Origin of the sequence: Kitasatospora sp. NBC_01560, assembly GCF_045208415.1 — a bacterium.
Lineage (GTDB): Bacteria > Actinomycetota > Actinomycetes > Streptomycetales > Streptomycetaceae > Kitasatospora.
In genome coordinates, this window is the sequence record NZ_CP109364.1 from 5553338 (window position 1) to 5574601 (window position 21264).

The window sequence follows — 21264 nt, forward strand, 5'->3', positions numbered from 1 at the left end:
CGGTGAACGGTGACCACGAGGAGCGGTGGGATGAGCGAGGACGTGTACGAGGGCCCGTGGCTGGTGGTGGGGCTGGGCAACCCGGGGGAGCAGTACGCCCGGAACCGGCACAACATCGGGTTCATGGTGGTGGAGCTGCTGGCGCAGCGGATGGGTGCGAAGTTCAAGGCGCACAAGAGCCGGGCCCAGGTGGCGGAGGGGCGGTTGTCGGGGCGGCGGGTGGTGCTGGCGAAGCCGTTGTCGTTCATGAACCTCTCCGGCGGCCCGGTGACGGCGCTGCGGGACTTCTACAAGGTGCCGGCGTCTGCGCTGCTGGCGGTCCACGACGAGCTGGATCTCGACTACGCGGCGCTGCGGCTGAAGCTGGGCGGTGGGGACAACGGCCACAACGGGCTGAAGTCGATCACCAAGTCGCTGGGGCCGGACTACTACCGGGTGCGGTGCGGGATCGGTCGTCCGCCGGGCCGGATGGACGTTGCGGACTTCGTCCTGAAGGACTTCTCCAGTACGGAGCGCAAGGAGCTGGACTGGTTCGTGGACCGGTCGGCGGACGCGGTGGAGGCGCTGCTGTCGGAGGGGCTGGAGCGGGCGCAGGGGACGTACAACTCCTGATCGGGTGACGCGGCGTCAAATTCTGGGTGGGGTACGCAACGGTCGTACAACGCTTGGCCGTCCAAACCTGATCGGGAGTGAGAATCGTGTGCGGGATCGGATAGCGTCGGGCCAGTACGCGAACGAGTCCTGGGGAGTTCTCGATGCGGAGTTTTCGGCCGGTCCGGCGCCTTCGGCAGGTCCGGGTGGCCAGGCTGAGACGGCTCGGCCGGCGAGTGGGTACGGCCGGTGCGCTGGGTGCGGCCGGGGTGCTGCTCTCCGGTGGCGGTGTGGCGCACGCGGAGTCGGTGGCGGAGCCCGATCCGGGTGTGGTGTCCTCGGATCCCGCTGCGGCGGGTCAGGTGCTCGGTGGTTCGGTCGGTGGTGACGCGGGCCTGCTGGCCGTCGGTGGCGGCCTGGTCGTGGCGGCGGGCGGTGCGGCCCTGTGGGTGAAGCGCCGCCGTGCGGGCGATCTTGGGGAGTGACGAGGCCCGAAGGGGCCGGGTCCGGGGTACCGGGCACCGGCCCCTTCGGCATTTTCCGGCCGGTGTCATCCGTTTCCGGCAGCCCGTCCGGGTCTGCGTCCGGCAGTCCGTCCGGGGCCGTGTCGGGTGGTCCGGGGGCCGGCGGGACGGCCGCGACCGCGGCGGGCCGGGCCGCGGCCGCGGTCGCGCAGATCGGCGCGCGGGGGGACGGCGCGGGGGTGGCGGTGTACACCGCGGATGCGGACCGGGTCCGCCCGGAGATCGTGGCGCGGTACGGGGCGCTGGTGGCCGAGGTGCGGTCGATCGGCTGACCGGGAGTGCGGAGGAGCCCCGCGGCAGGGTGCCGCGGGGCTCCTCCGGTTGTTCGGGCCGGGGTGTCAGCCGGTGTTGCGCAGGCCGGCGGCGATGCCGTTGACGGTCAGCAGGAGCGCGCGGGCGCGCAGCGGGTCCTCGGGCCGGCCGGTGGCGGCCTCTTCGCGCTGGCGGCGCAGGAGGGCGACCTGGAGGTAGGAGATCGGGTCGAGGTAGGCGTCGCGGACGGTGAAGGTCTGCTTGAGGACGGGGTTGTGTTCGAGCAGTTCGGTCTCGCCGGTGAGCCGCAGGACTTCGCGCAGGGTGAGTTCGTGCTCGGCGACGATCTGGTCGAAGACGTGGCGCAGGTCGGCGGGGACGAGCTGTTCGACGTAGTGGCGGGCGATCCGCAGGTCGGTCTTGGCCAGCGTCATGGCGACGTTGGAGAGGAAGTTGCGGAAGAAGTGCCACTGGCCGTACATCTCGTCCAGGACGTCGCCGAGGCCGGCGGTGCGGGCGGCGGCGAGGCCGGAGCCGACGCCGTACCAGCCGGGGACGATCTGGCGGGACTGGGTCCAGCCGAAGACCCAGGGGATGGCGCGCAGGCCGTCGAGGCCGGCGCCGGAGTCGGGCCGGCGGGAGGGGCGGGAGCCGAGGTGGAGGGAGGCGAGCTGGTCGACGGGGGTGGCGGCGAAGAAGTACTTCGGCAGGTCCTCCTGTTCGACGAGGCCGCGGTAGGCGGTGTGGGCGGCTTCGGAGACCTGGTCCATCGCGGCGTCCCAGCGGGCGAGTTCCTCGGGGGCCTGGCGCGGTGCGGTGTGCAGGGCGGAGGCGGAGAGGGTGGCCGAGATGGTGAGTTCGAGGTTCTCGCGGGCCAGTGAGGGCAGCAGGTACTTGTCGGAGATGACCTCGCCCTGTTCGGTGACCTTGATCTCGCCTTCCAGGGTGCCCCAGGGCTGGGCGAGGATGGCTTCGTGGGAGGGGCCGCCGCCGCGGCCGACGGTGCCGCCGCGGCCGTGGAAGAGGCGCAGCCGGATGCCGTAGCGGTGGGCGACGTCGCGCAGGCGGCGCTGGGCGCGGTGGATCTCCCACTGGGAGGTGGTGATGCCGCCGAACTTGGAGGAGTCGGAGTATCCGAGCATGACCTCCTGGATGTCGCCGCGGAGGGAGACGAGCAGCCGGTAGGAGGGGTCGGAGAGCATCTCGTCCAGGATGCGGTCGGCTTCCTGGAGTTCGTCGGTGGTCTCCAGCAGCGGCACGATGCCGATCTTGGCGATGCCGGCGTGGAGGTCGATGAGGCCGGCTTCGCGGGCGAGGACGGTGGCGGCGAAGACGTCGTCGGCGCCCTGGCACATCGAGATGATGTAGCTCTCGACGATTTCGTCGCCGAAGCGTTCGAAGCCTTCGCGGATGGTGTTGAAGACGCCGAGGGTCTTGGTGCCGGCGGCGTCGAGGGGGGCGGGGGTGGGGGCGAGGGGCCGGCGGGAGCGGAGTTCCTTGGCGAGGAGCTTCTGCCGGTACTCGCGGGGCATGTCGGCGTAGCGCCAGGCTTCTTCGCCGAGGCGGTCGAAGAGCTGGCCGAGGGCGTGGTGGTGGGCTTCGGCGTGCTCGCGGACGTCCATGGTGGCGAGCTGGAGGCCGAAGGCCTCGATGGTGCGGATGGCGCGGGCGAGCCGGCCGTCGGCGATGAGTTCGCCGCGGTGGGCGCGCAGGGAGTCCTGGATGAGGCGCAGGTCGGCGATCAGGTCGCGGGTGCCGCGGTAGTCGCGGCCTTCGACGTGCGGGGTGCCGTGGGCGAGGCGTTCGCGGGTGTTCTCCAGCTTGAGGCGGACGCAGGTGGCCTTGAGGCGGTAGGGCTCCTCGGCGTTCATCCGCTTGTAGCGCGGGCTGAGTTCGGGGAGGAGGTGGAGGTCGGTGTTGAGGGAGGCGAGGAGTTCGACGGAGGCGCCGGCGAGTCGCTCGGAGGTGGAGAGGGAGCCGCGGAGGTCGTCGACGGCGAAGAGGGCGTCCTTGATGCCGTATTCGTGCTGGAGGTTGAGGACGTCCCAGGTCACCTGGGGGGTGACGTTGGGGTTGCCGTCGCGGTCGCCGCCGATCCAGGTGCCGAAGGTGAGGGGGCGGACGCCGTCGGGGAGGGTGAGGCCGACGCGGGCGAGTTCCTCGTGGAGTTCTTCGAGGACTTCGGGGACGGCGTCGCGGTAGAGCTCGTCGAGGTAGTAGACGGCGTTGCGGGCCTCGTCGGTGGGCTCCGGGCGGGCGATGCGCAGTTCGTCGGTCTGCCAGAGCAGGTCGATGACCTCGGCGAGGCGGCGGTCGGCCTGGCGCTTGGCGGAGGAGGTGCGGGCGGGGTTGGCCTCGGCGAGGCCGGAGGCGAGCTGCTCGCGGTGGATGCGGTCGAGGAGTTCGCCGATCCGGCGGAGCTTGTTGAGGACGCTGCGCCGGGCGGCCTCGGTGGGGTGGGCGGTGAAGACGGGGCGGACGGCGAGGTTGGCCAGGGTGTCTTCGAGGTGCTTGGGGTCGGCGTCGGCGAGCTGGTCGGCGGTCTGGGCGAGCAGCGAGCCTTCGCGGGCGCGGCGGGTGGCGAATTCGCGGCCGCGGTGCACCTGCTCGGTGACGTTGGCGAGGTGGAAGTAGGTGGAGAAGGCGCGGACGAGCTTGGCTGCGGTCTCCAGGTCGATGTCGGAGAGCAGTTCGGCGGTGGCTTCGCCGTCGGTGCGGCTGAGCAGTCGGACCTGTTCGACGAGGCCGAGCAGCTGGGGGCCTTCCTGGCGGACGAGTGTTTCGCCGAGGAGGTCGCCGAGGCGGCGGATGTCGGCGCGAAGGGCCGAGTTGTCGGCGTTCGGGCCGGCGGTGCCGGCCTGGGTGGGGCTGTCCGCCGGGGTGGGGACCGGAGCGGTCACGGCTGGCTCCCTGTGGTGGTGGGGTTCGGCAACGGCTCATCGCCACATTCCGCGCGCGTGTGGCGCGTGTGACGCGTGCGGACCGCGCTGTCCGACGAGCCCCAGCATAGGTGGCGGGAGGGGTGCTGTCCGCGAGGTGGCCGGATGGCGGACAAGATCACGTTCCCCGCGTGTGGTCTGGACCACTTAAGGGTTCGAAAGGGTGTCGGAACGGAACCGGGTGGGGATGGGTGAGGGTTCGCGCATAGGCTGTGGGGCTATGAGCAAGTCGCCTGGGGAGCGCGCGCGGGGCCGGTCGTTCTGGTGGTGGGAGAGGCGTCGCAGCGCTCTCCTGGACGTCGGGCTGGCCGCGCTGGCTGCTCTGGAGAGCGCGGCGAGCGCGGTCGCCTTCCTCGCGCCGAGGGTCCATCTGGGGCCCTGGTCGATCGTCGGCGTCGCACTGTTCGGCGCGGCGGCGGGCGCGACGCTGGTGGTGCGGCGGCGCTGGCCCGCGGTGCCGGTGCTGGTGGCGCTGGTGGCGATGCCCGGGATGCTCGGCGTGGTGCTGCTGATGGTGTCGCTGTACACGCTGGCGGAGACCTGGGAGTGGCCGTCGCGGCGCCGGCGGGTGGTGGCGCTGTCGGCGCTGGCCTTCGCCGAGGCCGTCGGGGTGATGCTGGTCGAGATGTCGACGCCGGGCGACGCCGCGGCCGATGCGCCGCCGCTCTGGGGCCAGGTGCTGATGGCGGTGCTGGTGGCCGTCGGGCTGACCGTGCCGCCGGTGGTGACCGGCCTGTACATGGGGGCGCGGCGGCGGCTGATCGAGTCGCTCAAGGACCGTGCGCACGGCCTGGAGACCGAGCTGGACCTGCTGGCCGAGCAGGCCCGCGAGCGGGCCCGCCGGGCGCGGCTGGAGGAGCGGACCCGGATCGCCCGGGAGATGCACGATGTGGTGGCGCACCGGGTGTCGCTGATGGTGGTGCACGCCGGGGCGCTGGAGCGGATCGTGGCGAAGGATCCGGAGAAGGCGGCGCAGAGCGCCAAGCTGATGGGCGAGGTCGGCCGGCAGGCGCTGAACGAGCTGCGGGAGATCCTCGGGGTGCTGCGGATGTCGGAGGAGACGGCGCCGGAGCCGGACTCGCTGGCCGCGCTGCCCCGGCTGGTGGACCAGTCCCGGGTGGCCGGGATGGCCGTCACCCTGACGGTCAGCGGCAGCCGTCAGGAGTTCAGCACCGAGGCCGAGCAGACCGCGTACCGGGTGGTGCAGGAGGGGCTGACCAACGCGCACAAGCACGCCGGCGGCGCGGAGGTGTCCGTCCTGCTGGCGTACGCGCCCAACGGTGTGCGGGTGAGCGTGGTGAACACGTGTCCGGGCGGTGAGCGGGGCGCGGCGGCGCTGCCCGGCGGGGGCAACGGGCTGGTCGGGATGCGCGAGCGGGTGGTCGCGCTGGGCGGCTCCTTCTCGTCCGGGCCGGAGCGGGACGGCGGGTTCCGCGTGGAGGCGGTGCTGCCGTCCCGGCTGGCCGTCCGGGCCGACCGGCTGGCGTGAGCCCGCCGCCGGCCGGGCGTCGGTGGCGGGCGGCCCGTCAGGTGTCGTCGGCGGTGCGCAGGCGCTCCGGGGCGGTGCCGAGGACGAGTGCGGTGATCGCCTGGTCGATGCTGTGGCCGAGGAACCACTCGCCGGTGTGGTCGAGGCTGTAGACGCGGCCGGTCTCGTCGACGGCGAGCAGGGCCTGTCCGTACGCCTCCTCGCCGAGCGGGGCGAGGGTGGTGTCCAGGGCGCGGCCGAGGTCGGCCAGGGTGCGCGGCTGGTGGAGGCCGCAGAGCGGGTCGATCAGGAACGGGGTGCGGGCGAGCTGTCGCCCGGGGCCGGCCAGGTCGAAGGCGAGGCCGCCGAATTCGGCCCAGGCCTCGACGGCGGCGGGGAAGACGGTGTGCGGGACGCCGGTGGGGCCGCCGTGGGCGACGAGGGTGTCGGCCCATTCCTCGGCCTGGCCGATCTGCCAGCGGCCGGGGTGCCAGCCGGCGGTCTTGAGTTCGGCGGCGACGTCGGCGGGGAACCGCGGGCGGGTGCGGAGGGCGTGGCCGGCGAGGGTGGCCGGCGGGGGCGGGGGCGGGCTGGGCGGATTCAGGACGGGCTCCGGTGGCTCGGGGACAGGGGGCGTACGGGGGCGCGCGGCGGCGCGGGGCGCGTGGTCAGCGCCCGGGCGGGCCGACGGCGACGCTCTGCACGGTGAAGTGCTCCAGCATCGGGACGCAGGAGCGGCAGGGCGGGGCGTGGGTGCCGTGCGCCGGGTCGTGCTCCTCGCGGATCCGGACGGTGGTGAGCCGGGAGCCCTTGAGCGCCTTGCGGGCGTCCTGCACGCTCATCGGCTTGCGGGCGGCGCGCTTGGAGCGCCGGGCGTCGACGGCGGCGAGGTACTGGGAGAGCAGGACGGCCTCGGGGCAGCGGCCGGTGAACCGTTCGCGGTGCTCCGGGGGCAGGGTGTCCAGGAAGTCGCCGACCAGCGGGTGCAGGGCGGGGCGCCGGGCGGGCTTGTCGCCGGCCAGGGTGTGCACCTCGCCGCCCTTGAGGGACAGTGCGGCGGCGACGGCGGGGAGCAGGCTGTCGCGGTGGTGGCGCAGCAGGGGCGGGCCGTCGGGTTCACCGGTGGTCATGCTTCGTCATCCTCCTCTTCCTGCCGCTTCCGTGTCCCGTGGACGGACCGGCCGACCGGGGTCAGTCCGGGGCAAGCCTGTCAAATGGCACCGACATCCGTACAACCGGGGTTGCGGCGGCCGGGCGGGGCGCGGCGGTGATGGTGCACGGCGGGGTGGTGGCCGGGCGGGGCGGGCACGTGGTGTTGGCCGGATCCGCACGGCATCGTCACGACTCGTCCCCGGGTTTCGCGAATCCACTCCCGGCCGGCGGTGGTGGCCGGTAGCGTTCCGGCAGTGGGCCAAGGGGCCGGCCGGGCGCTGGGGGGTTTCCGGCGTGGCATGACAACTCCTTTGCCTGTGACGGCCGTTGAGGCCGCCGGGGTCGTTCGGCCGCGGCGCGGCCGAAGGGGTGCGCGGGTGTCGGCAGGGACGGAGCGAAGAGGCCCCGGGGGCAGTGCGGGGCGTCGGCGCGAGGGCCTTCCGGCGGCCGGTCCGCGTGCTCGGCAGGCCCGGTCGACGACGAGCAAGGGGGGTCTTGCGATGACGGAGACGGAAACCGCGAACGAGGCGCCCGGCGAGCACGTGCCCACGCCGGGGGCGCCGCCGCAGACCGCGCCCGCGCACCCGGTGGGGATCGCCGTGGTCGGCGCCGGCTACTGGGGCCCGAACCTGGTCCGCAACGCGCAGCAGACGCCGGCGCTGCGCCTGCACTGGCTCTGCGACCTGGACGAGAGCCGGTCCCGCCGGGTGCTGGGCGAGTACAGCACCGTCCGGTCGACCACCTCGTTCGAGGAGGTGCTCGCCGACGAGCGGGTCGGGGCGGTCGCGGTGGCCACGCCGGCGGCCGCGCACCACCGGCTGGTCCGGGCCGCGCTGGAGGCGGGCAAGCACGTCCTGGTGGAGAAGCCGATCACCACCTCCGCCGCGGACGCCGCCGAGCTGGTGGCGCTCGCCGAGGAGCGCGGGCTGGTGCTGATGTGCGACCACACGTTCTGCTACACCCCGGTGGTGCGCCGGATCCGTGAGCTGGTGCACGGCGGGGAGATCGGCGACATCCAGTTCTTCGACTCGGTGCGGATCAACCTCGGGCTGGTCCAGCCGGACGTCGACGTCCTCTGGGACCTCGCCCCGCACGACCTGTCCATCCTCGACTTCGTGCTCCCGCCGGGCGTCGAGCCGGTCGGCGTCTCCGCGCAGGGCGCCGACCCGATCGGTGCCGGGCGGGCCTGCGTAGCGTACCTGACGGTGCGGCTGAGCAACGGCGCGCTGGCGCACTGCCACGTCAACTGGCTCTCCCCGACGAAGGTGCGCACCACGCTGATCGGCGGCTCGCGGCGCACCCTGGTCTGGGACGACCTCAACCCGCAGGCCCGGCTGGCGGTGCACGACCGCGGTGTGGACCTCACCCCGCCCGACGAGCTGACCGACGCGATCCGCCACCAGGCGCTGATCTCCTACCGGGTCGGCGAGATGGTCGCCCCCGCGCTGGTCGAGCAGGAGGCGCTGCGCAACGTGATGGCCGAGTTCGCCGCGGCGATCACCGAGGGCCGGGCCCCGCTCACCGACGGCCGCTCCGGGCTGCGCGTGCTGCAGCTGCTGGAGGCGGCCTCGCTCAGCCTCGAACTCGGCGGCGCCACCGTCCCGGTGGGCGCAGGCCTGGATGACGCACTGTCCGACGCTCAGGAAAGGGCCGCCACGCGGTGAACGCTGTACAGATCGAGGGAGCCCGCTGCCTGGTCACGGGCGGGGCCGGCACCATCGGCTCCACCGTGGTCGACCAGCTCGTCGAGGGGGGCGCCCGCGAGGTGGTCGTGCTCGACAACTTCGTCCGCGGCCGGGCGGCGAACCTGGCGTACGCCCGGGAGATCGCCGCGCCCGGGCAGCTGCGGGTGGTGGACGGCGACATCCGGGACCGCGCGCTGCTGCGCGACCTGCTGCACCCGGGCACCGACCTGCTGTTCCACCTGGCCGCGATCCGGATCACCCAGTGCGCCACCGAGCCCCGGCTGGCCCTGGAGATCATGGTGGACGGCACCTTCGACGTGGTCGAGGCCGCCGCCGAGGTGGGCGTCGGCAAGGTGATCGCCTCCTCGACCGCCTCCGTCTACGGCCTCGCCGACACCTTCCCGACGCCCGAGACGCAGCACCCGTACCACAACGACACCCTGTACGGGGCGGCGAAGGTCTTCAACGAGGGGCTGCTGCGCTCCTTCCACGCGATGGCCGGGCTGGACTACGTCGCGCTGCGGTACTTCAACGTGTACGGGCCCCGGATGGACGTGCACGGCAAGTACACCGAGGTGTTCATCCGCTGGATGGAGCGGATCGCCGCCGGGCAGCCGCCGCTGATCTTCGGCGACGGCGCGCAGACCATGGACTTCGTCTACACCGAGGACATCGCCCGGGCCAACCTGCTGGCGGCCGCCGCGCCCGTCACCGACCGGGTCTACAACATCGCCAGCTCCACCGAGGTGTCGCTGCGCGGTCTGGCCGACGCGCTGCTCGCCGCGATGGACCGCTCCGACCTGGACGTCGAGCACGGGCCGGCCCGGGGCACCGCCGGCGGTGTGGTGCGGCGGCTGGCGGACATCACCGCCGCCGAGCGGGACCTCGGCTGGAAGCCCGGGCTGGGCCTCGACGAGGGCCTGCGCCGGCTGGTCGCCTGGTGGCGCGAGCAGTAGTCCCCGGTCCTTCCCCTGTCTGCACGGCAGTTCACGGCAGTTCGGAGTACGCCTGTGTCCAGTGTGTCCAGCACGCCCGCCGCGTCCGGTGGCCCCGCCGCGCCCGGTGGCCCCGCCGCGCCCGGCCCGGGAGCGCCCGGCATCCCCGTGATGGTCCCCTGGCTGGGGGAGGAGGAGGCCGAGGCCGCCGCCGAGGCCGTCCGCTCCGGCTGGGTGGCCCAGGGGCCGCGGGTCGCCGCGTTCGAGCGGGCCTTCGCGGAGCACCTCGGGGTGGCGCACGCCGTCGCCGTCTCCTCCTGCACCAGCGCCCTGCACCTGGCGCTGATCGGTGCCGGCGTCGGGCCGGGGGACGAGGTCGTGGTGCCCTCGCTCTCCTTCGTCGCCACCGCCAACGCCGTCACCTACGTCGGTGCCGTCCCGGTCTTCGCCGACGTCGACCCGGACACCGGCAACCTCACCGCCGGCACCGTCGCCCCGCTGCTCACCGCGCGGACCAGGGCCGTCGTCGCGGTCGACCAGGGCGGGGTCCCGGTCGACCTGGACGCGATCCGGGCCGCCGTCGAGCCGCGCGGCATCACCGTCGTCGAGGACGCCGCCTGCGGCGCCGGCTCGCTGCTGCGCGGCCGCCCGGTGGGCAGCACCGCCGCGATCGCCGCCTACTCCTTCCACCCGCGCAAGCTGCTGACCACCGGCGAGGGCGGCATGGTCACCTGCCGGGACGGCGACCTCGCCGCCCGGCTGCGGCGGCTGCGCGAGCACGGGATGAGCGTCTCGGCCGCCGACCGGCACGCCGCGGCCGGCGGCGCGAGCCTGCTGGAGACGTACGACGAGATCGGCTTCAACTACCGGATGACCGACGTCCAGGCCGCGATCGGCCTGGTCCAGCTGCGCAAACTGCCGGCCATGGTCGCCCGGCGGCGCGAGCTCGCCGCGCGCTACCGGGAGCTGCTGGCCGGCACCGGCGTCCGGCTGGTCGCCGACCCCGCGCACGGCACCACCAACTACCAGTCCTGCTGGGTGCTGCCGCCGGACGGCGCCCCCGACCGCACCGAACTGCTCACCCGGCTCGCCGCGGCCGGCGTCTCCGCCCGGCGCGGCATCATGGCCGCCCACCTGGAGGCCCCGTACAAGGGGACGGCCCGGGTGCCGCTGCCCGCCACCGAGCTGCTCACCGGCCGCTCGCTGATCCTGCCGCTCCACCACGCGCTCACCGAACCGCAGCAGGACCGGGTGGTGGCCGCGCTGCGCGCCGCGCTCGGCTGAGCCCGCACCCGCATCCGCATCCGCACCCGCAGGGTCCGGCAGGGCGGCCCGCCCCGCCGGACCGTACCGGCCGGCGCCCGACCCGGACCCGGACCAGGACCGCCGAGACGCCGCCCCAGGGGGAGACCAGGATGACCACCGACCAGCCCGTCCCGCTCGTCGACCTGTCGGCCGCGCACGCCGAGGTCGAGGCCGAGGTCCGGGCCGGCTTCGACCGGGTGCTCGACACCGGCGGCTACATCCGGGGCCCCGAGGCGGCCGGCTTCGAGGAGGAGTACGCGGCGTTCTCCGGCACCCGGCACTGCGTCGGCGCCGCCAACGGCACCGACGCCCTCGAACTGGCGCTGCGCGCCCTCGACCTGCCGCCCGGCGGCGGCGTGGTGCTGCCGGCCAACACCTTCGTCGCCACCGCCGAGGCCGTCGTCCGGGCCGGGCTGCGCCCGCTGCTGGTCGACGCCGACCCCGCGCACCTGCTGATCGACCCGGACCGGGTCGCGGCCGTGCTGCCGGCGGCGGTGGCCCTGCTCCCCGTCCACCTCAACGGCCAGCTCGCCCCGATGGCGCCGCTGCTGGAGCTGGCCGGCGACCGGCCGGTGGTGGAGGACGCCGCGCAGTCCCAGGGCGCCCGGCAGCACGGCCGCGCCCTCCACGGCCGGATCTCCGCCACCAGCTTCTACCCCGGCAAGAACCTCGGCGCGTACGGTGACGCCGGCGCCGTCGTCACCGACGACGACGGCCTGGCCGCCGCCGTCCGGCTGATCGGCGACCACGGCTCGGGGCGCAAGTACGTGCACGAGCGGTTCGGCTTCAACTCCCGGCTGGACGCCCTGCAGGCCGTCGTCCTGCGCGCCAAGCTGCGCCGGCTGCCCGCCTGGAACGAGGCCCGCCGGGCCGCCGCCGCCCGCTACCACCGGCTGCTGGCCGGGCTCGACGGCGTCACCCTGCCCCGGACGGCACCCGGCAACGAGCACGTCTGGCACCTGTACGCGGTGCGGATCGGGCCCGGACGGGACCGCGACGCCGTGCTCGCCCGCCTCCAGCAGGCCGGGATCGGCGCGGGCGTCCACTACCCCGTCCCGGTCCACCTCCAGCCGGCGTTCCGTCACCTCGGCCACCGCGAGGGCGCGTTCCCGGTGGCCGAACGGGCCGCCCGGGAGCTGCTCACCCTGCCCCTCTACCCGCAGATCACCGAGGGCCAGCAGGAGCGGGTCGCCGACGCCCTGGCCAAGGCGCTCGCGCACTGACCGCCGGAGCGTTCCGGCCCCCGGGCGGGGGTCCGGTGCGCAGGCCGACCCCCTACGCTGGTAGCCAGCAAGCGCACCGAGTATTTGCAGCAGCCAGTGGGGGCTCCCAGATGACGACAGGTCGGCCCGGCGTCGCCGCCGTACCGAATGCGGCGTACGCAGGTCAGGTGGTGCAGTTCCCGGACCCGGTCCGTGCGGAGCGGCACCCCGCCGGGGTCCGGGTGGACGAGTACGGCTTCCCGGACTTCGGCCCCTACGCCGCCGCCGCGGCCGAGGTCGCCGACCCGCCCGAGGGCTTCGGCGTCGACGAACTGCGCCTGACCGACTACGTCTCGGCCAACGCCGCGCAGTTCACCCAGGGCCACCCGCTCTGGGCCGACCTCGGCACCGCCGTCGCCACCCCGCCCGGCTGGACGTGGCACCACGCGGTCGGCCGGGCCGCGCCCGGCTGGCGCCGGATGGAGCTCGTCCCGGTCGAGGTCAAGGCGCTGTTGCGGCACCACGGCGGCCTGGCCACCTCCACCGCCGACCACGGCCGCCGCGGCACCCGCCCGCTGCAGGAGCGCCGGCCCGTGCACTTCTCGCTCGCCAAGGACGGCGGCGACCCGATCGGCGTCCCCGAGGACCTCGTGCAGCGCGCCGAGGAACGCCTCGGCCACCGGCTGCCCGGCGCCTACCGGACCTTCCTCAAGCTCGGCGGCGGCCGCGCCCCCGTCGGCGTGGCGCTCGACCCGGAGCTGGGGCTGCTGCTCGACCAGCCGTTCCTGACCCTCAGCGAGGAGTACGGCACCCAGGACGTCGTCTACGCCAACAAGTGCCTGCGCGACCACCTCACCAAGGACTACCTGGGCATCGCCTACGCCCAGGGCGGGATCGTGGCGCTCAAGGTGCGCGGCGACCGGACCGGCTCGGTCTGGTTCTGCCTCTACGACGACGCCCGCGACGGCGGGGCCCCCGAGGCGCCCGAGGACCGCGTCGCCCGGCTGCTGCTGCCCTGCGGCGCGGACTTCGACGAGTTCCTGCTCCGGCTGGCCGGCAGCCCGCCCGAGCTGGAGACGGTGGCGGAGCTGATGGTGGACGGCGGGTTCGCCCGCGCCGTACCGGTGGGCTGACGTGGCTCCGGTGGTGGCGATCGACGGTGCCCAGCAGGCGGGCGCGAAGCAGCAGGCGGGGACGAAGGGGACAGGGGTGAACCGGGCGTGGTGACGTACGCGCAGGCGCAGGAGCTCGCCGACGAGTGGATCAACGGCGGGGTGCCGCGTTCGCAGCAGCGCGAGGTACGGGTCCGGGAGTTCGACCTCGGCTTCGTCTGCTGGGCGGTCCGGCCGGCCGGTGGCGAGGCGGGTGCCGGTGCCGCCGACGGCTCCGGGGACGCGGCCGCCCCGGGCGGCTCGGCCGGTGAGGCGCGGCTGGTGATCGCCCGGGACTCCGGCGCCAGCACCCTCTGGCCGGCGTTGCCGGTCAACGAGGTGGTCCGGCAGTACGAGGAGGTCTACGGGCGGCCGGTCGCGGCCAACCCGGCCGGCGCGGCGAAGCCCGCACCCGGGCCGGTGGAGGCGACGTCGTTCCTGCTCAGCCCGCCGCAGTGGCTCCAGGAGGCGGGCGCCGCGGCGATCGCGGCCGAGGCCGAACGGCTGGGTACGCCGGCGGCCGCGGTCCCGGCGCAGGCCGCAGCGCCGGCCCCGGGGCCGGCGCCCGCGCCCGTCGCGGTTCCGCAGGCTGCCGCTCCGCCGGTTGCTGCTCCGCCGCCCGTGCCGGAGCCGCTGCCGGCGCCGGCGCCGGCCCTGCTGACCACGCCGCCGGTCTCCGAGCGGCCGGCCGGGGACGCGCCGACCATGCTCGCGCCGCCGCCCGGGCACGACGAACCGGCCTTCGGCATCCCGCCGGCCGCCCCGCTCGTGACCCCGCCGGTGGCCCCGCCCGCCGCACCGCCCGTGGCCCCGCCCGCCGGCTCCGGCAGCGTCGAGGCGGCGACCGTCCTGCTGCCCGACGGACTGCGCACCAACGGCGCCGGCCTGCCCGGCGAGCCCCGGCCCGGCGCCGAGGCGGCCACCGAACTGCTGCCCGTGTCCGACTACGGCATGCCCCCGGTCGCGCCAGCCCCGGCGGCCGCGCCCGCGCCGACCCTGCTGGCGCCGCCGGACGGCCTGCCCGGGCTGTCCGGCCTGCCCGGCGCCCCCGGTCACGGCGCACCCGCGGCCCCGCCCGCGGTCGAGCACGCGCCGACCATGCTCGCGCCGCCGGACGGCCTGCCCGGCCTCGGCGGCCTGCCCGGCGCCCCCGTGCCCGGCCCCGGCGCACCCGCGGCTCCGCCCGCCGGGCCCGCGGTCGAGCACGCGCCCACCATGCTGGCCTCGCCCGACGCCCTGCCCGGGCTGATGGGCCTGCCCGGCGCGCCCGGCCCGGGTGCGCAGGCCGTGCCGCCGCCCGCCGCCGAGGCACCGCAGGGCGGCCGCGGCTCCACCCCGCCGCCGCCCCCGCCCGCCGCGCTGCGCGGCGGGCCGTCCGGCGGATCCGGCGCCCCTGTCTCGCTCGGCCGCAACCAGGCCTCGGCCCCGCCGCCGCCCCCGCCGGGCGGTCTGCGGCAGACCCCCGGTGCCGGTGGCGGCACCCCCGCCGCCGGCGCGGGCGGCCGCGGCTCCGGCTCCACCCCGCCGCCCCCGCCGCCGGCCGGCCTGCGCGGCCCGGAGGCCCAGGCGGCCCCGGCCGCCCCGCCCGCCACAGGCACCCCCGCCGGCGGGGTGGCGTACGAGCGCACCCAGCTGGCCGGGGCGATCGACCCGGCGCTGCTCGGCGTGCCGGCCGACCCGGGCACCCCGCCCTCCGGCGGACCGGCCGTCCCGCCGCCGCCCGGTCCCGGCGCGCCCGCGGCCGGCTACGGCTACCCGGGTGCCCCCGGGGGCGCCGCTCCCGCCCCCGCCCCGGCGGCCGTCCCGCCGGCCCCCGTCCCCGGGCCGCCGCAGGGCGCCCCGGTGCCGCCCGGCGTGCCCGCGGTCGGCCCGGGCTACTTCGCCGCGCTCAGCTACCGCGGCCCGGACGGCTCCGAGCAGAAGCTGCTGCACCGCAGCGAGCCCGGCACCCCGCACCCGGAGTGGAAGATCCTCCAGGACCTCCGCCGGCTGAACGTCCCGCCGGAGCAGGTGCTGGAGCTCTACACCGAGCTGGAGTCCTGCGACCTCCCGGGCGGCTACTGCAACCGCATGATCGCCGCCTCCTGGCCGAACGTCCGGCTCACCCACACCGCCGACTACGGCCGGGACCACCACTCCCGGCAGGCCGGCATGGCCCAGCTGCTCGACCACCTGGACGAGCTGCACCAGCTCGCCTCCGGGGCCCAGCGGGTCCGTCCGTTCCGGGTGCCGCTGCCCGCGCCCGGGGCCGTCCCGCCGCTGCCGCCCGTCCCGCCGCAGCAGCTCGCCCAGGAGCTCGGCCAGGCCTTCGGCCAGAACGTGTTCCGCTTCGAGCAGCGCGCCGTCTCCCGGCAGGGCGTCCCCGAGCCGGTGGCGCAGACCCTGATGTGGTCGGGCCTGCCGCGCGATTTCGGCCCGTTCTTCTGGGCCCAGGCGCAGGAGGGCCGCCCGATCCCGACGCTCGCCGAGCTGGCCGCCGAGCGCGGCCAGGCCGGCGGCCCGGACTTCGGCGGCTACCTCGTGCTCGGCAACGACTACGGCCGCCAGCTCTGTGTGCAGTACGGCACAGCGCACGTGGTCGCGGTGGACCTGGAGGGAACCGGGGAGCCGCCGCGGTTCGTCAACAGCGGTGTACCGGAGTTCGTCCGCGCGCTGGCCCTGCTGGGCCGGATGTGGCGGCTCCGGTACGGGCTGACGCCGGACCAGGCCGGTCGCTGGACGACCGACTTCCAGGCCCAGCTCGCCGCGATCGACCCGGCGGCCCTGCAGTCGGCGGACACCTGGTGGGCCGTCCTGCTGGAGCAGTTCTGGGACGGCCTGCTCTAGCAGGTCGTCACGGATCCGCGCAGGTGAAGGGGTCGTTCCGGTGCCCGGAGCGACCCCTTCGGCATACCGCCGCGGCTCTGCCTCGTTGGGGTTTCGCCCTGATCTGCGCAAAATAGGTCAAGAGGATGGGTCTACTCGTCCGGTCCTCGCCATACTCCGATCAGTTCCTCGTCGATATTCCGACCCGGTTCCCGATCGGGTTCCCGATCCGTCCGATCCGTCCGATCATGGGCTCCGCAGCCCGCGACCCGAGGGGAAGAGCCCATGAGCGACGCCGTCCCCCAGTACGGCTTCACCGCTGCCCGGCGCGGTTACGCGCCCGAGCAGGTCGACCGAGCACTGACCGCATTCACCGCCCAACGGGACGAGGCGTGGGAGCGGCTCAGTGTGCTCGGCGCCGGGATCCGGGAGATGGAGCGCCGTCTTGCCGACATCCAGCAGGCCGCCGCCGACGCTCCCGAACCCGACTACCAGGTGCTCAGCGAGCAGGCCGCCGGCCTGGCCGCGATGGCCGAGAACGAGTCCCGCGCCGTCCGGGAGGCCGCCGAGCGGTTCGCCGAGGACCTCCGCGACGAGGTCTACGAGGCGGGCCAGGAGCTCGCCCGGTCCGCGAAGGAGTACGGCACCACCACCCGCTCCGAGGCCGACCAGGCCGCCCGGCGCACCGACGAGCGGACCAGGGCGGAGGCCGAGACGATCCGGGCCGAGGCCGACCGCGAGATCCGGACCCTGCGGGACACCGCGACGGCGCACGCCGCCAAGGTGCGGGTCGCGGCCGCCGAGGCCTCCGAGCGGGCCGAGGCCAAGCTGGCCGAGCTGCGCCGCAACGCCGACGAGACCTTCGCCGCGACGGCCGCCAGGGCTGACGCGGAGGAGCAGGCGGTCTCGGCGACCGCCGAGCGCCGGGTCAAGGAGGCCGAGCAGCACCGGGAGACCGTGCTCGGGCAGATCAAGCAGTCGGACGCCGAGGCGCAGGCGCGCGCCGACCAGCTGATCGAGCAGGCCCGCCGCGAGGCCGAGCGGATCAACGCGGCCAGCGAGCGGGAGCAGCGCGAGTTCGCGGCCCGGCAGGAGACGGTGCAGCAGCACCTGGACCACATCAAGGGCACCCTCGCCTCGCTCACCGGTGCGGCGGTGGGCGCGATCGAGCCCGCCGCCGACCTGCGGGCCGGCTCGGCGACCGAGCCGGCGGGTGACGCGACGGGTGACGCGACGCCGGACTCCGCGACCGGCCCGGTCACGGCCGGGGGCGGAGCGCCGGCTGCGACGGGTGCGGTGGCGGTGGAGGCCGCTCCGCGGGACGTGCTGGTGGCCGACGTGCCGGTGCCGGACGCTGCGGTGGCCGACGTGCCGGTGGTGGACTCCGAGGCGGACACCGGCGAGATCGCGGTGGCGGACCTGCGCAAGGCGGTTGCCGCGAGCGCCGGCCGGCCGGGAGCCGTGGCCGAGGCGGCCACCGAGTTGCTGCCGGTCACCCCGGGCCCGGTGGCCCCGGGTGCGGTCACTCCCGGTCCGGTGAGCCCGGGCCCGGTCACGCCGGGGCGCGTGGCGCCCGCCGAGGCGGTCGCGCCCACCGCGCCCGTCGGTGTACCGCCGCGGCCGGCCTCGCCGCCGCCCGGCGGGTCGTCCGCCTCCGGTGCGGCTGCGGCTGCTGCTGCCGGTGCCGCGGACGGGCCGGGCCGGCCGGAGGACCGGACCCGGGTCATCCCGAAGATCGTGATCGTGGACGACGGGGCGGAGTACGCCACCCCGCACACGGTCGCCTACAAGCGGCGCTGACGGCCGGCGGCGGGTGACGGACCTCAGGGGCCGTTGCCCGTCTCCGCCATCAACTGCGCGAGCTTCGCATCCTGGGCCCTGACCGCCTCCTGCTGGGCGGTCAGGGCCTGTGCGTTGCGGTCGATCTGCTGCTGCTGGTAGCCGGCCAGGACGGCGAACCAGATGCCGGCCAGGTTGCTCCGGCCGGTGCAGTCCGCGTCGGCGCGGGCCGTGGCGAGCTCGGTGGGGGTGACCGCCGGGGCGGCGCGGAAGCGGTCCGGCAGGGTGGCCGGGTCGGCCGCCGCGAAGCCCGCGGCGGCCATGCAGGCGGACCACTGCCCGGTCGCCGCGATCACCCGGTGGTCGCGGCCGGCCGCCGCGAGCGACTCGTTGAAGAGCCGCCCGACCAGCTCCGTCCCCGGCCCCGGCGGTGCCCCGATCCGCTCGGCGGCCTGCCGGTCGCAGTCCACCCGGGTGGTGTCGTAGGCCTCGCCGGATCCGGCGGCGGGCCCGGTCGGCCGGGGCAGGCTCCGCTGCGGCGGGTGGAAGCCCTGGACGCCCGCGGCCTCCGCCCCGAGGTATCCCCAGGCGCCGGCCGGCAGGGCCGTCGCATTGTCCGGCGCCCGCGCGGCCTGCAGTCCGTCGCCACTGAATGCGGTGTACCCGGCCCGGCGCATACAGCTGACGACCAGCATATTCCGGGCCTGAATCTCTTGTACGGCCATCCGGTCGTCACCCTGATAAGCGGAGAGCGGCAGTCCGGTCATTCCGCCGCGCCCGGATTCCGGGGCTTTCGGCGAGGTGATCTCCGGAGGGGGTGGCAGGGATTGTGCCGGACCGCTCACGGAAGTGCTGGTGCAGCCTGCGGAAAAGGCCGATAAAACGGTCGCCAGGGTGATGGCGGCGAATCGTCCGAAATGTGGTGGACGTACCAACCGTCTGCTCCGATCCTCAAGCACGGCAAGCTTGTTCGGACCCTAGCGCATTCCGCTTCGACCCGTTTCGGGGGGTGCTCCGGTGGTGCGGCTTGGCCGGAAAACAACTGTTGGGCAGCGGGGCGTCATGTCAACCTCTGGAGTCGCAACCGCTGCCGATGGAGGGGTTTCATGATTCGCCGCACAAATCGCGCACAATCCCGCGGGGAACGTCGCGCCGGAAATCGCCAGGCCCGCCGGGCCGGGGCCGTCGCCGTTCTCACCGCCGCCGCGGCCGCATTGCTGCCGGTCACCGGCGCGAACGCGGTGAACCGGGTTGACTGCGGAAACCGAACCGATTACGCGAAGGTTTACAACTACGGATACAGCGGGACGCTCTGCTTTGCGAATGACGGCTGGATGGCGGTCCGGATCTACAACGTCGACCGGATCGACGCGGGGAACAACCGGGTCATCACCTATCTCGGGGGCGGCCTGGGCTCCTGGACCGTCTTCAACTGGGAGCAGTACGACTTCAACGGGCACCAGGGGTACGAGGTGATGATGTACGACATCAACCTCTCCCGCTGGTAGTCCGGCCGGAGCTCCGCAGGCGGTGCCGGGCAGGTGCGGATGCCCGGCACCCCACCCCACACGGTCGCGCCGGCCACGCGGGTCGCCGGGCCGGCAGAGCGCCGGGCGGCGGGCCCGGTCGCGTCAGAGCACCTCGACCGACGCGCCGGAGAGCCGGCGCCGGCAGTCGAGCACGTACCGGGCGTGTGCCGTCACCGCCTCGTAGTCGAACTCGTCGTGGTCGGCCAGCAGCACCACCGCGTCGGCCCCGGCCAGCTCCTCCGGAGTCGCCTCCACCCGGCGGACGGCGGCGAACGGGTCGCCGTGCCGGTCCTGCTCGGGTGCACGCTGCCCCGGGATCACCGGCTCCGGGACGTGCACCCCGACCACCACGTGCGGGTCGGCGGCCCGGACCTCGGCGCCCATCCTGGTCAGCAGCTCGGCGATCCGGGCCGCCGGTGTCTCCCGGGCGTCGCCGGTGTTCTTCTTGTAGGCGAGCCCCAGCAGCAGCACCCGGGAGCCGTTCACCGAGCGCTGCCGGTCGTTCAGCGCCTCGCCGAGCCGGCGCACCACGTAGTCGGGCATGTGGCTGTTCACGTCGTTGGCGAGCTCGACGAAGCGGAAGGACCGGCCGAGCGCCCGCTCCACCCGCCAGGACAGGTAGGAGGGGTCGATCGGCAGGCAGTGGCCGCCGACGCCGGGCCCCGGGGTGAAGCGCAGGTAGCCGAACGGTTTGGTGGAGGCGGCGTCGATCGCCTCCCAGACGTCGATGCCGAGGTCGTGGGCGAACATCGCCAGCTCGTTGACCAGCGCGATGTTCACGTGCCGGAAGGTGTTCTCCAGCAGCTTGGTCAGCTCGGCCTCCTTGCAGGAGGAGACCGGCACCGTCCGCTCGACCAGCTGCCCGTAGAAGCCGTCGACCGCGGCCAGTGCCGCCGGATCGATGCCGGCGACCACCTTCGGGGTGTTCTCCAGCCGCCAGGTCGGGTTGCCCGGGTCGATCCGCTCGGGGCTGTAGCCGAGGTGGAAGTCCCGGCCGGCGGTGAGCCCGGAGCCCTCCTCCAGCAGCGGCGCGAGCAGCTCCTCGGTGGTGCCCGGGTACGTGGTGGACTCCAGGACGACGGTGGCCCCGGCGCGCAGGTGCTGGGCGAGCAGCCGGGCCGACGACTCGATGAACGAGAGGTCGGGCACGCCGTCGCGCAGCGGGGTCGGCACCGTGATCACCGCGATGTCGAAGCCCGCGACGTCCGCCGGTTCGGCCGACGGCAGGTAGGCCCCGCTCTCCAGCAGCGGCCGCAGCCGCTCGGCCGGGATGTCCTCGACGTACGACTCGCCGACCGCAAGCCGTTTGATCCGGCGCTCGTCGACGTCGTAGCCGACCACCTGGTGCCCGACTTCGGCCGCCCGGACCGCCAGCGGCAACCCCACGTAGCCCTGACCTGCGATGACAACGCGCATGACGAAGAACCCCCTCCATCGCGACGCCCCCTGGCCCCTCCGGGCGTCCCCACACGGTCTTCACAACAGGGTAGGGAGGGCGGACCGGCCCGGGTGCGCGTTCGCACAAATGGGGTACGACTGCTCCGGAGCGGGCCGAGCCGCCCGCGCGGCGGGCGGAGGCGGTTGCGGAGCGGGCCGAGGTGCCCGTGGGGCGGGCGTGGCCGCCGGGAACGGAAGAGGCCGAGACCCGTGGCGCCCTCCAGGAAAGGGCGCCACGGTTCCCGGCGCTTGGGCGGGCGCCCCCACCCAGGGTCGCCCGGCCTCGCACCCCCGACCCCCATCGGAAGTGCGACTGTGCCTCCGCAGCCATCCCCCACGGTTGGGTGCGGCGGGCACATTCACCATGGTGCGCGATCTCCATGGACGGGCAGTGACAGGAGTATGTCCAGTTCGTGGCGGATCGCGGAGGCACAGTCGCAGCTTGGGGGCGGTGCTTCGTCCGCGTCCGGGTCGTGCCGCGGAGGCCGGCTCCGGTGCGTCCCGGACGCG

General features: G+C 74.9%; 17 protein-coding genes. 12 read left to right on the forward strand and 5 right to left on the reverse strand.

Annotated features, from left to right (window positions below; genetic code table 11):
• Positions 1–30 precede the first annotated feature (30 nt).
• The 3 genes from pth (at position 31) to OH807_RS24330 (ending at position 1387) form a co-directional block, all read left to right on the forward strand.
• Positions 31–612 carry an aminoacyl-tRNA hydrolase gene (gene pth / locus OH807_RS24320; RefSeq protein WP_406202468.1) on the forward strand — a complete coding sequence of 194 codons (582 nt, stop codon included), beginning with the start codon at positions 31–33 and terminating at the stop codon, positions 610–612.
• 185 nt (positions 613–797) lie between these two features.
• Positions 798–1076: a hypothetical protein gene (locus OH807_RS24325; protein ID WP_406202470.1), complete on the forward strand. Its 279-nt coding sequence runs from the start codon at positions 798–800 to the stop codon at positions 1074–1076.
• A 119-nt stretch (positions 1077–1195) separates the two neighbouring features.
• Positions 1196–1387 carry a hypothetical protein gene (locus tag OH807_RS24330; RefSeq protein WP_406202472.1) on the forward strand — a complete coding sequence of 64 codons (192 nt, stop codon included), beginning with the start codon at positions 1196–1198 and terminating at the stop codon, positions 1385–1387.
• 66 nt (positions 1388–1453) lie between these two features.
• Here the strand turns inward: OH807_RS24330 and ppc are convergent, their stop codons facing one another.
• Positions 1454–4267, reverse strand: a complete 2814-nt coding sequence (gene ppc, locus OH807_RS24335) for a phosphoenolpyruvate carboxylase (protein WP_406202474.1) — start codon at positions 4265–4267, stop codon at positions 1454–1456.
• Between the two features lie 259 nt (positions 4268–4526).
• On the opposite strand from ppc, the gene OH807_RS24340 reads away from it, so the two are divergent.
• Positions 4527–5795, forward strand: a complete 1269-nt coding sequence (locus OH807_RS24340) for a sensor histidine kinase (protein ID WP_406202476.1) — start codon at positions 4527–4529, stop codon at positions 5793–5795.
• Positions 5796–5832: 37 nt separating this feature from the next.
• Here the strand turns inward: OH807_RS24340 and OH807_RS24345 are convergent, their stop codons facing one another.
• Together OH807_RS24345 and OH807_RS24350 are read right to left on the reverse strand one after the other, a co-directional pair.
• Complete coding sequence (locus OH807_RS24345) at positions 5833–6378, reverse strand: SUKH-3 domain-containing protein (RefSeq protein ID WP_406211157.1); 546 nt, start codon at positions 6376–6378, stop codon at positions 5833–5835.
• Positions 6379–6442: 64 nt separating this feature from the next.
• Complete coding sequence (locus OH807_RS24350; RefSeq protein WP_406202478.1) at positions 6443–6904, reverse strand: YwqJ-related putative deaminase; 462 nt, start codon at positions 6902–6904, stop codon at positions 6443–6445.
• Positions 6905–7426: 522 nt separating this feature from the next.
• Here OH807_RS24350 and OH807_RS24355 point away from each other — a divergent pair.
• From OH807_RS24355 to OH807_RS24385, 7 genes are all read left to right on the forward strand, one after another.
• A complete protein-coding gene (locus tag OH807_RS24355) occupies positions 7427–8590 on the forward strand; it encodes a Gfo/Idh/MocA family protein (protein WP_406202480.1) in 1164 nt (387 codons plus the stop codon).
• Positions 8587–9567, forward strand: coding sequence for an NAD-dependent epimerase/dehydratase family protein (locus tag OH807_RS24360; RefSeq protein WP_406202482.1), 981 nt, complete (start codon positions 8587–8589; stop codon positions 9565–9567). The genes OH807_RS24355 and OH807_RS24360 overlap by 4 nt, the downstream gene beginning before the upstream one ends.
• A gap of 54 nt (positions 9568–9621) precedes the next feature.
• Positions 9622–10830, forward strand: a complete 1209-nt coding sequence (locus OH807_RS24365) for a DegT/DnrJ/EryC1/StrS family aminotransferase (RefSeq protein WP_406202484.1) — start codon at positions 9622–9624, stop codon at positions 10828–10830.
• A 131-nt stretch (positions 10831–10961) separates the two neighbouring features.
• Positions 10962–12074: a DegT/DnrJ/EryC1/StrS family aminotransferase gene (locus OH807_RS24370; protein ID WP_406202486.1), complete on the forward strand. Its 1113-nt coding sequence runs from the start codon at positions 10962–10964 to the stop codon at positions 12072–12074.
• 110 nt (positions 12075–12184) lie between these two features.
• Positions 12185–13186, forward strand: a complete 1002-nt coding sequence (locus OH807_RS24375) for an SMI1/KNR4 family protein (RefSeq protein WP_406202488.1) — start codon at positions 12185–12187, stop codon at positions 13184–13186.
• 87 nt (positions 13187–13273) lie between these two features.
• On the forward strand, positions 13274–16030 hold the full coding sequence (locus OH807_RS24380; protein ID WP_406202490.1) for an SUKH-4 family immunity protein: 2757 nt from the start codon (positions 13274–13276) through the stop codon (positions 16028–16030).
• 264 nt (positions 16031–16294) lie between these two features.
• Entirely contained in the window at positions 16295–17809 is a 1515-nt protein-coding gene (locus OH807_RS24385) for a hypothetical protein (protein ID WP_406202492.1), read from the forward strand.
• 23 nt (positions 17810–17832) lie between these two features.
• Here OH807_RS24385 and OH807_RS24390 read toward each other — a convergent pair whose 3' ends face one another.
• A complete protein-coding gene (locus OH807_RS24390; RefSeq protein ID WP_406202494.1) occupies positions 17833–18483 on the reverse strand; it encodes a hypothetical protein in 651 nt (216 codons plus the stop codon).
• Positions 18484–18894: 411 nt separating this feature from the next.
• On the opposite strand from OH807_RS24390, the gene OH807_RS24395 reads away from it, so the two are divergent.
• Positions 18895–19296, forward strand: coding sequence for a beta/gamma crystallin domain-containing protein (locus OH807_RS24395; RefSeq protein ID WP_406202496.1), 402 nt, complete (start codon positions 18895–18897; stop codon positions 19294–19296).
• A gap of 123 nt (positions 19297–19419) precedes the next feature.
• On the opposite strand, the gene OH807_RS24400 is transcribed toward OH807_RS24395, so the two are convergent.
• Positions 19420–20733: a nucleotide sugar dehydrogenase gene (locus tag OH807_RS24400; RefSeq protein WP_406202498.1), complete on the reverse strand. Its 1314-nt coding sequence runs from the start codon at positions 20731–20733 to the stop codon at positions 19420–19422.
• Positions 20734–21264 lie beyond the last annotated feature (531 nt).

What these genes read in the sequence shown, in the direction of transcription:
- pth (WP_406202468.1), top strand. Translation starts at nt 31, where the DNA reads ATGAGCGAGGACGTGTACGAGGGCCCGTGGCTGGTGGTGGGGCTGGGC.
- OH807_RS24340 (WP_406202476.1), top strand. Translation starts at nt 4,527, where the DNA reads ATGAGCAAGTCGCCTGGGGAGCGCGCGCGGGGCCGGTCGTTCTGGTGG.
- OH807_RS24350 (WP_406202478.1), bottom strand. Translation starts at nt 6,904, where the DNA reads ATGACCACCGGTGAACCCGACGGCCCGCCCCTGCTGCGCCACCACCGC.
- OH807_RS24355 (WP_406202480.1), top strand. Translation starts at nt 7,427, where the DNA reads ATGACGGAGACGGAAACCGCGAACGAGGCGCCCGGCGAGCACGTGCCC.
- OH807_RS24370 (WP_406202486.1), top strand. Translation starts at nt 10,962, where the DNA reads ATGACCACCGACCAGCCCGTCCCGCTCGTCGACCTGTCGGCCGCGCAC.
- OH807_RS24375 (WP_406202488.1), top strand. Translation starts at nt 12,185, where the DNA reads ATGACGACAGGTCGGCCCGGCGTCGCCGCCGTACCGAATGCGGCGTAC.
- OH807_RS24385 (WP_406202492.1), top strand. Translation starts at nt 16,295, where the DNA reads ATGAGCGACGCCGTCCCCCAGTACGGCTTCACCGCTGCCCGGCGCGGT.
- OH807_RS24390 (WP_406202494.1), bottom strand. Translation starts at nt 18,483, where the DNA reads ATGCTGGTCGTCAGCTGTATGCGCCGGGCCGGGTACACCGCATTCAGT.
- OH807_RS24395 (WP_406202496.1), top strand. Translation starts at nt 18,895, where the DNA reads ATGATTCGCCGCACAAATCGCGCACAATCCCGCGGGGAACGTCGCGCC.
- OH807_RS24400 (WP_406202498.1), bottom strand. Translation starts at nt 20,733, where the DNA reads ATGCGCGTTGTCATCGCAGGTCAGGGCTACGTGGGGTTGCCGCTGGCG.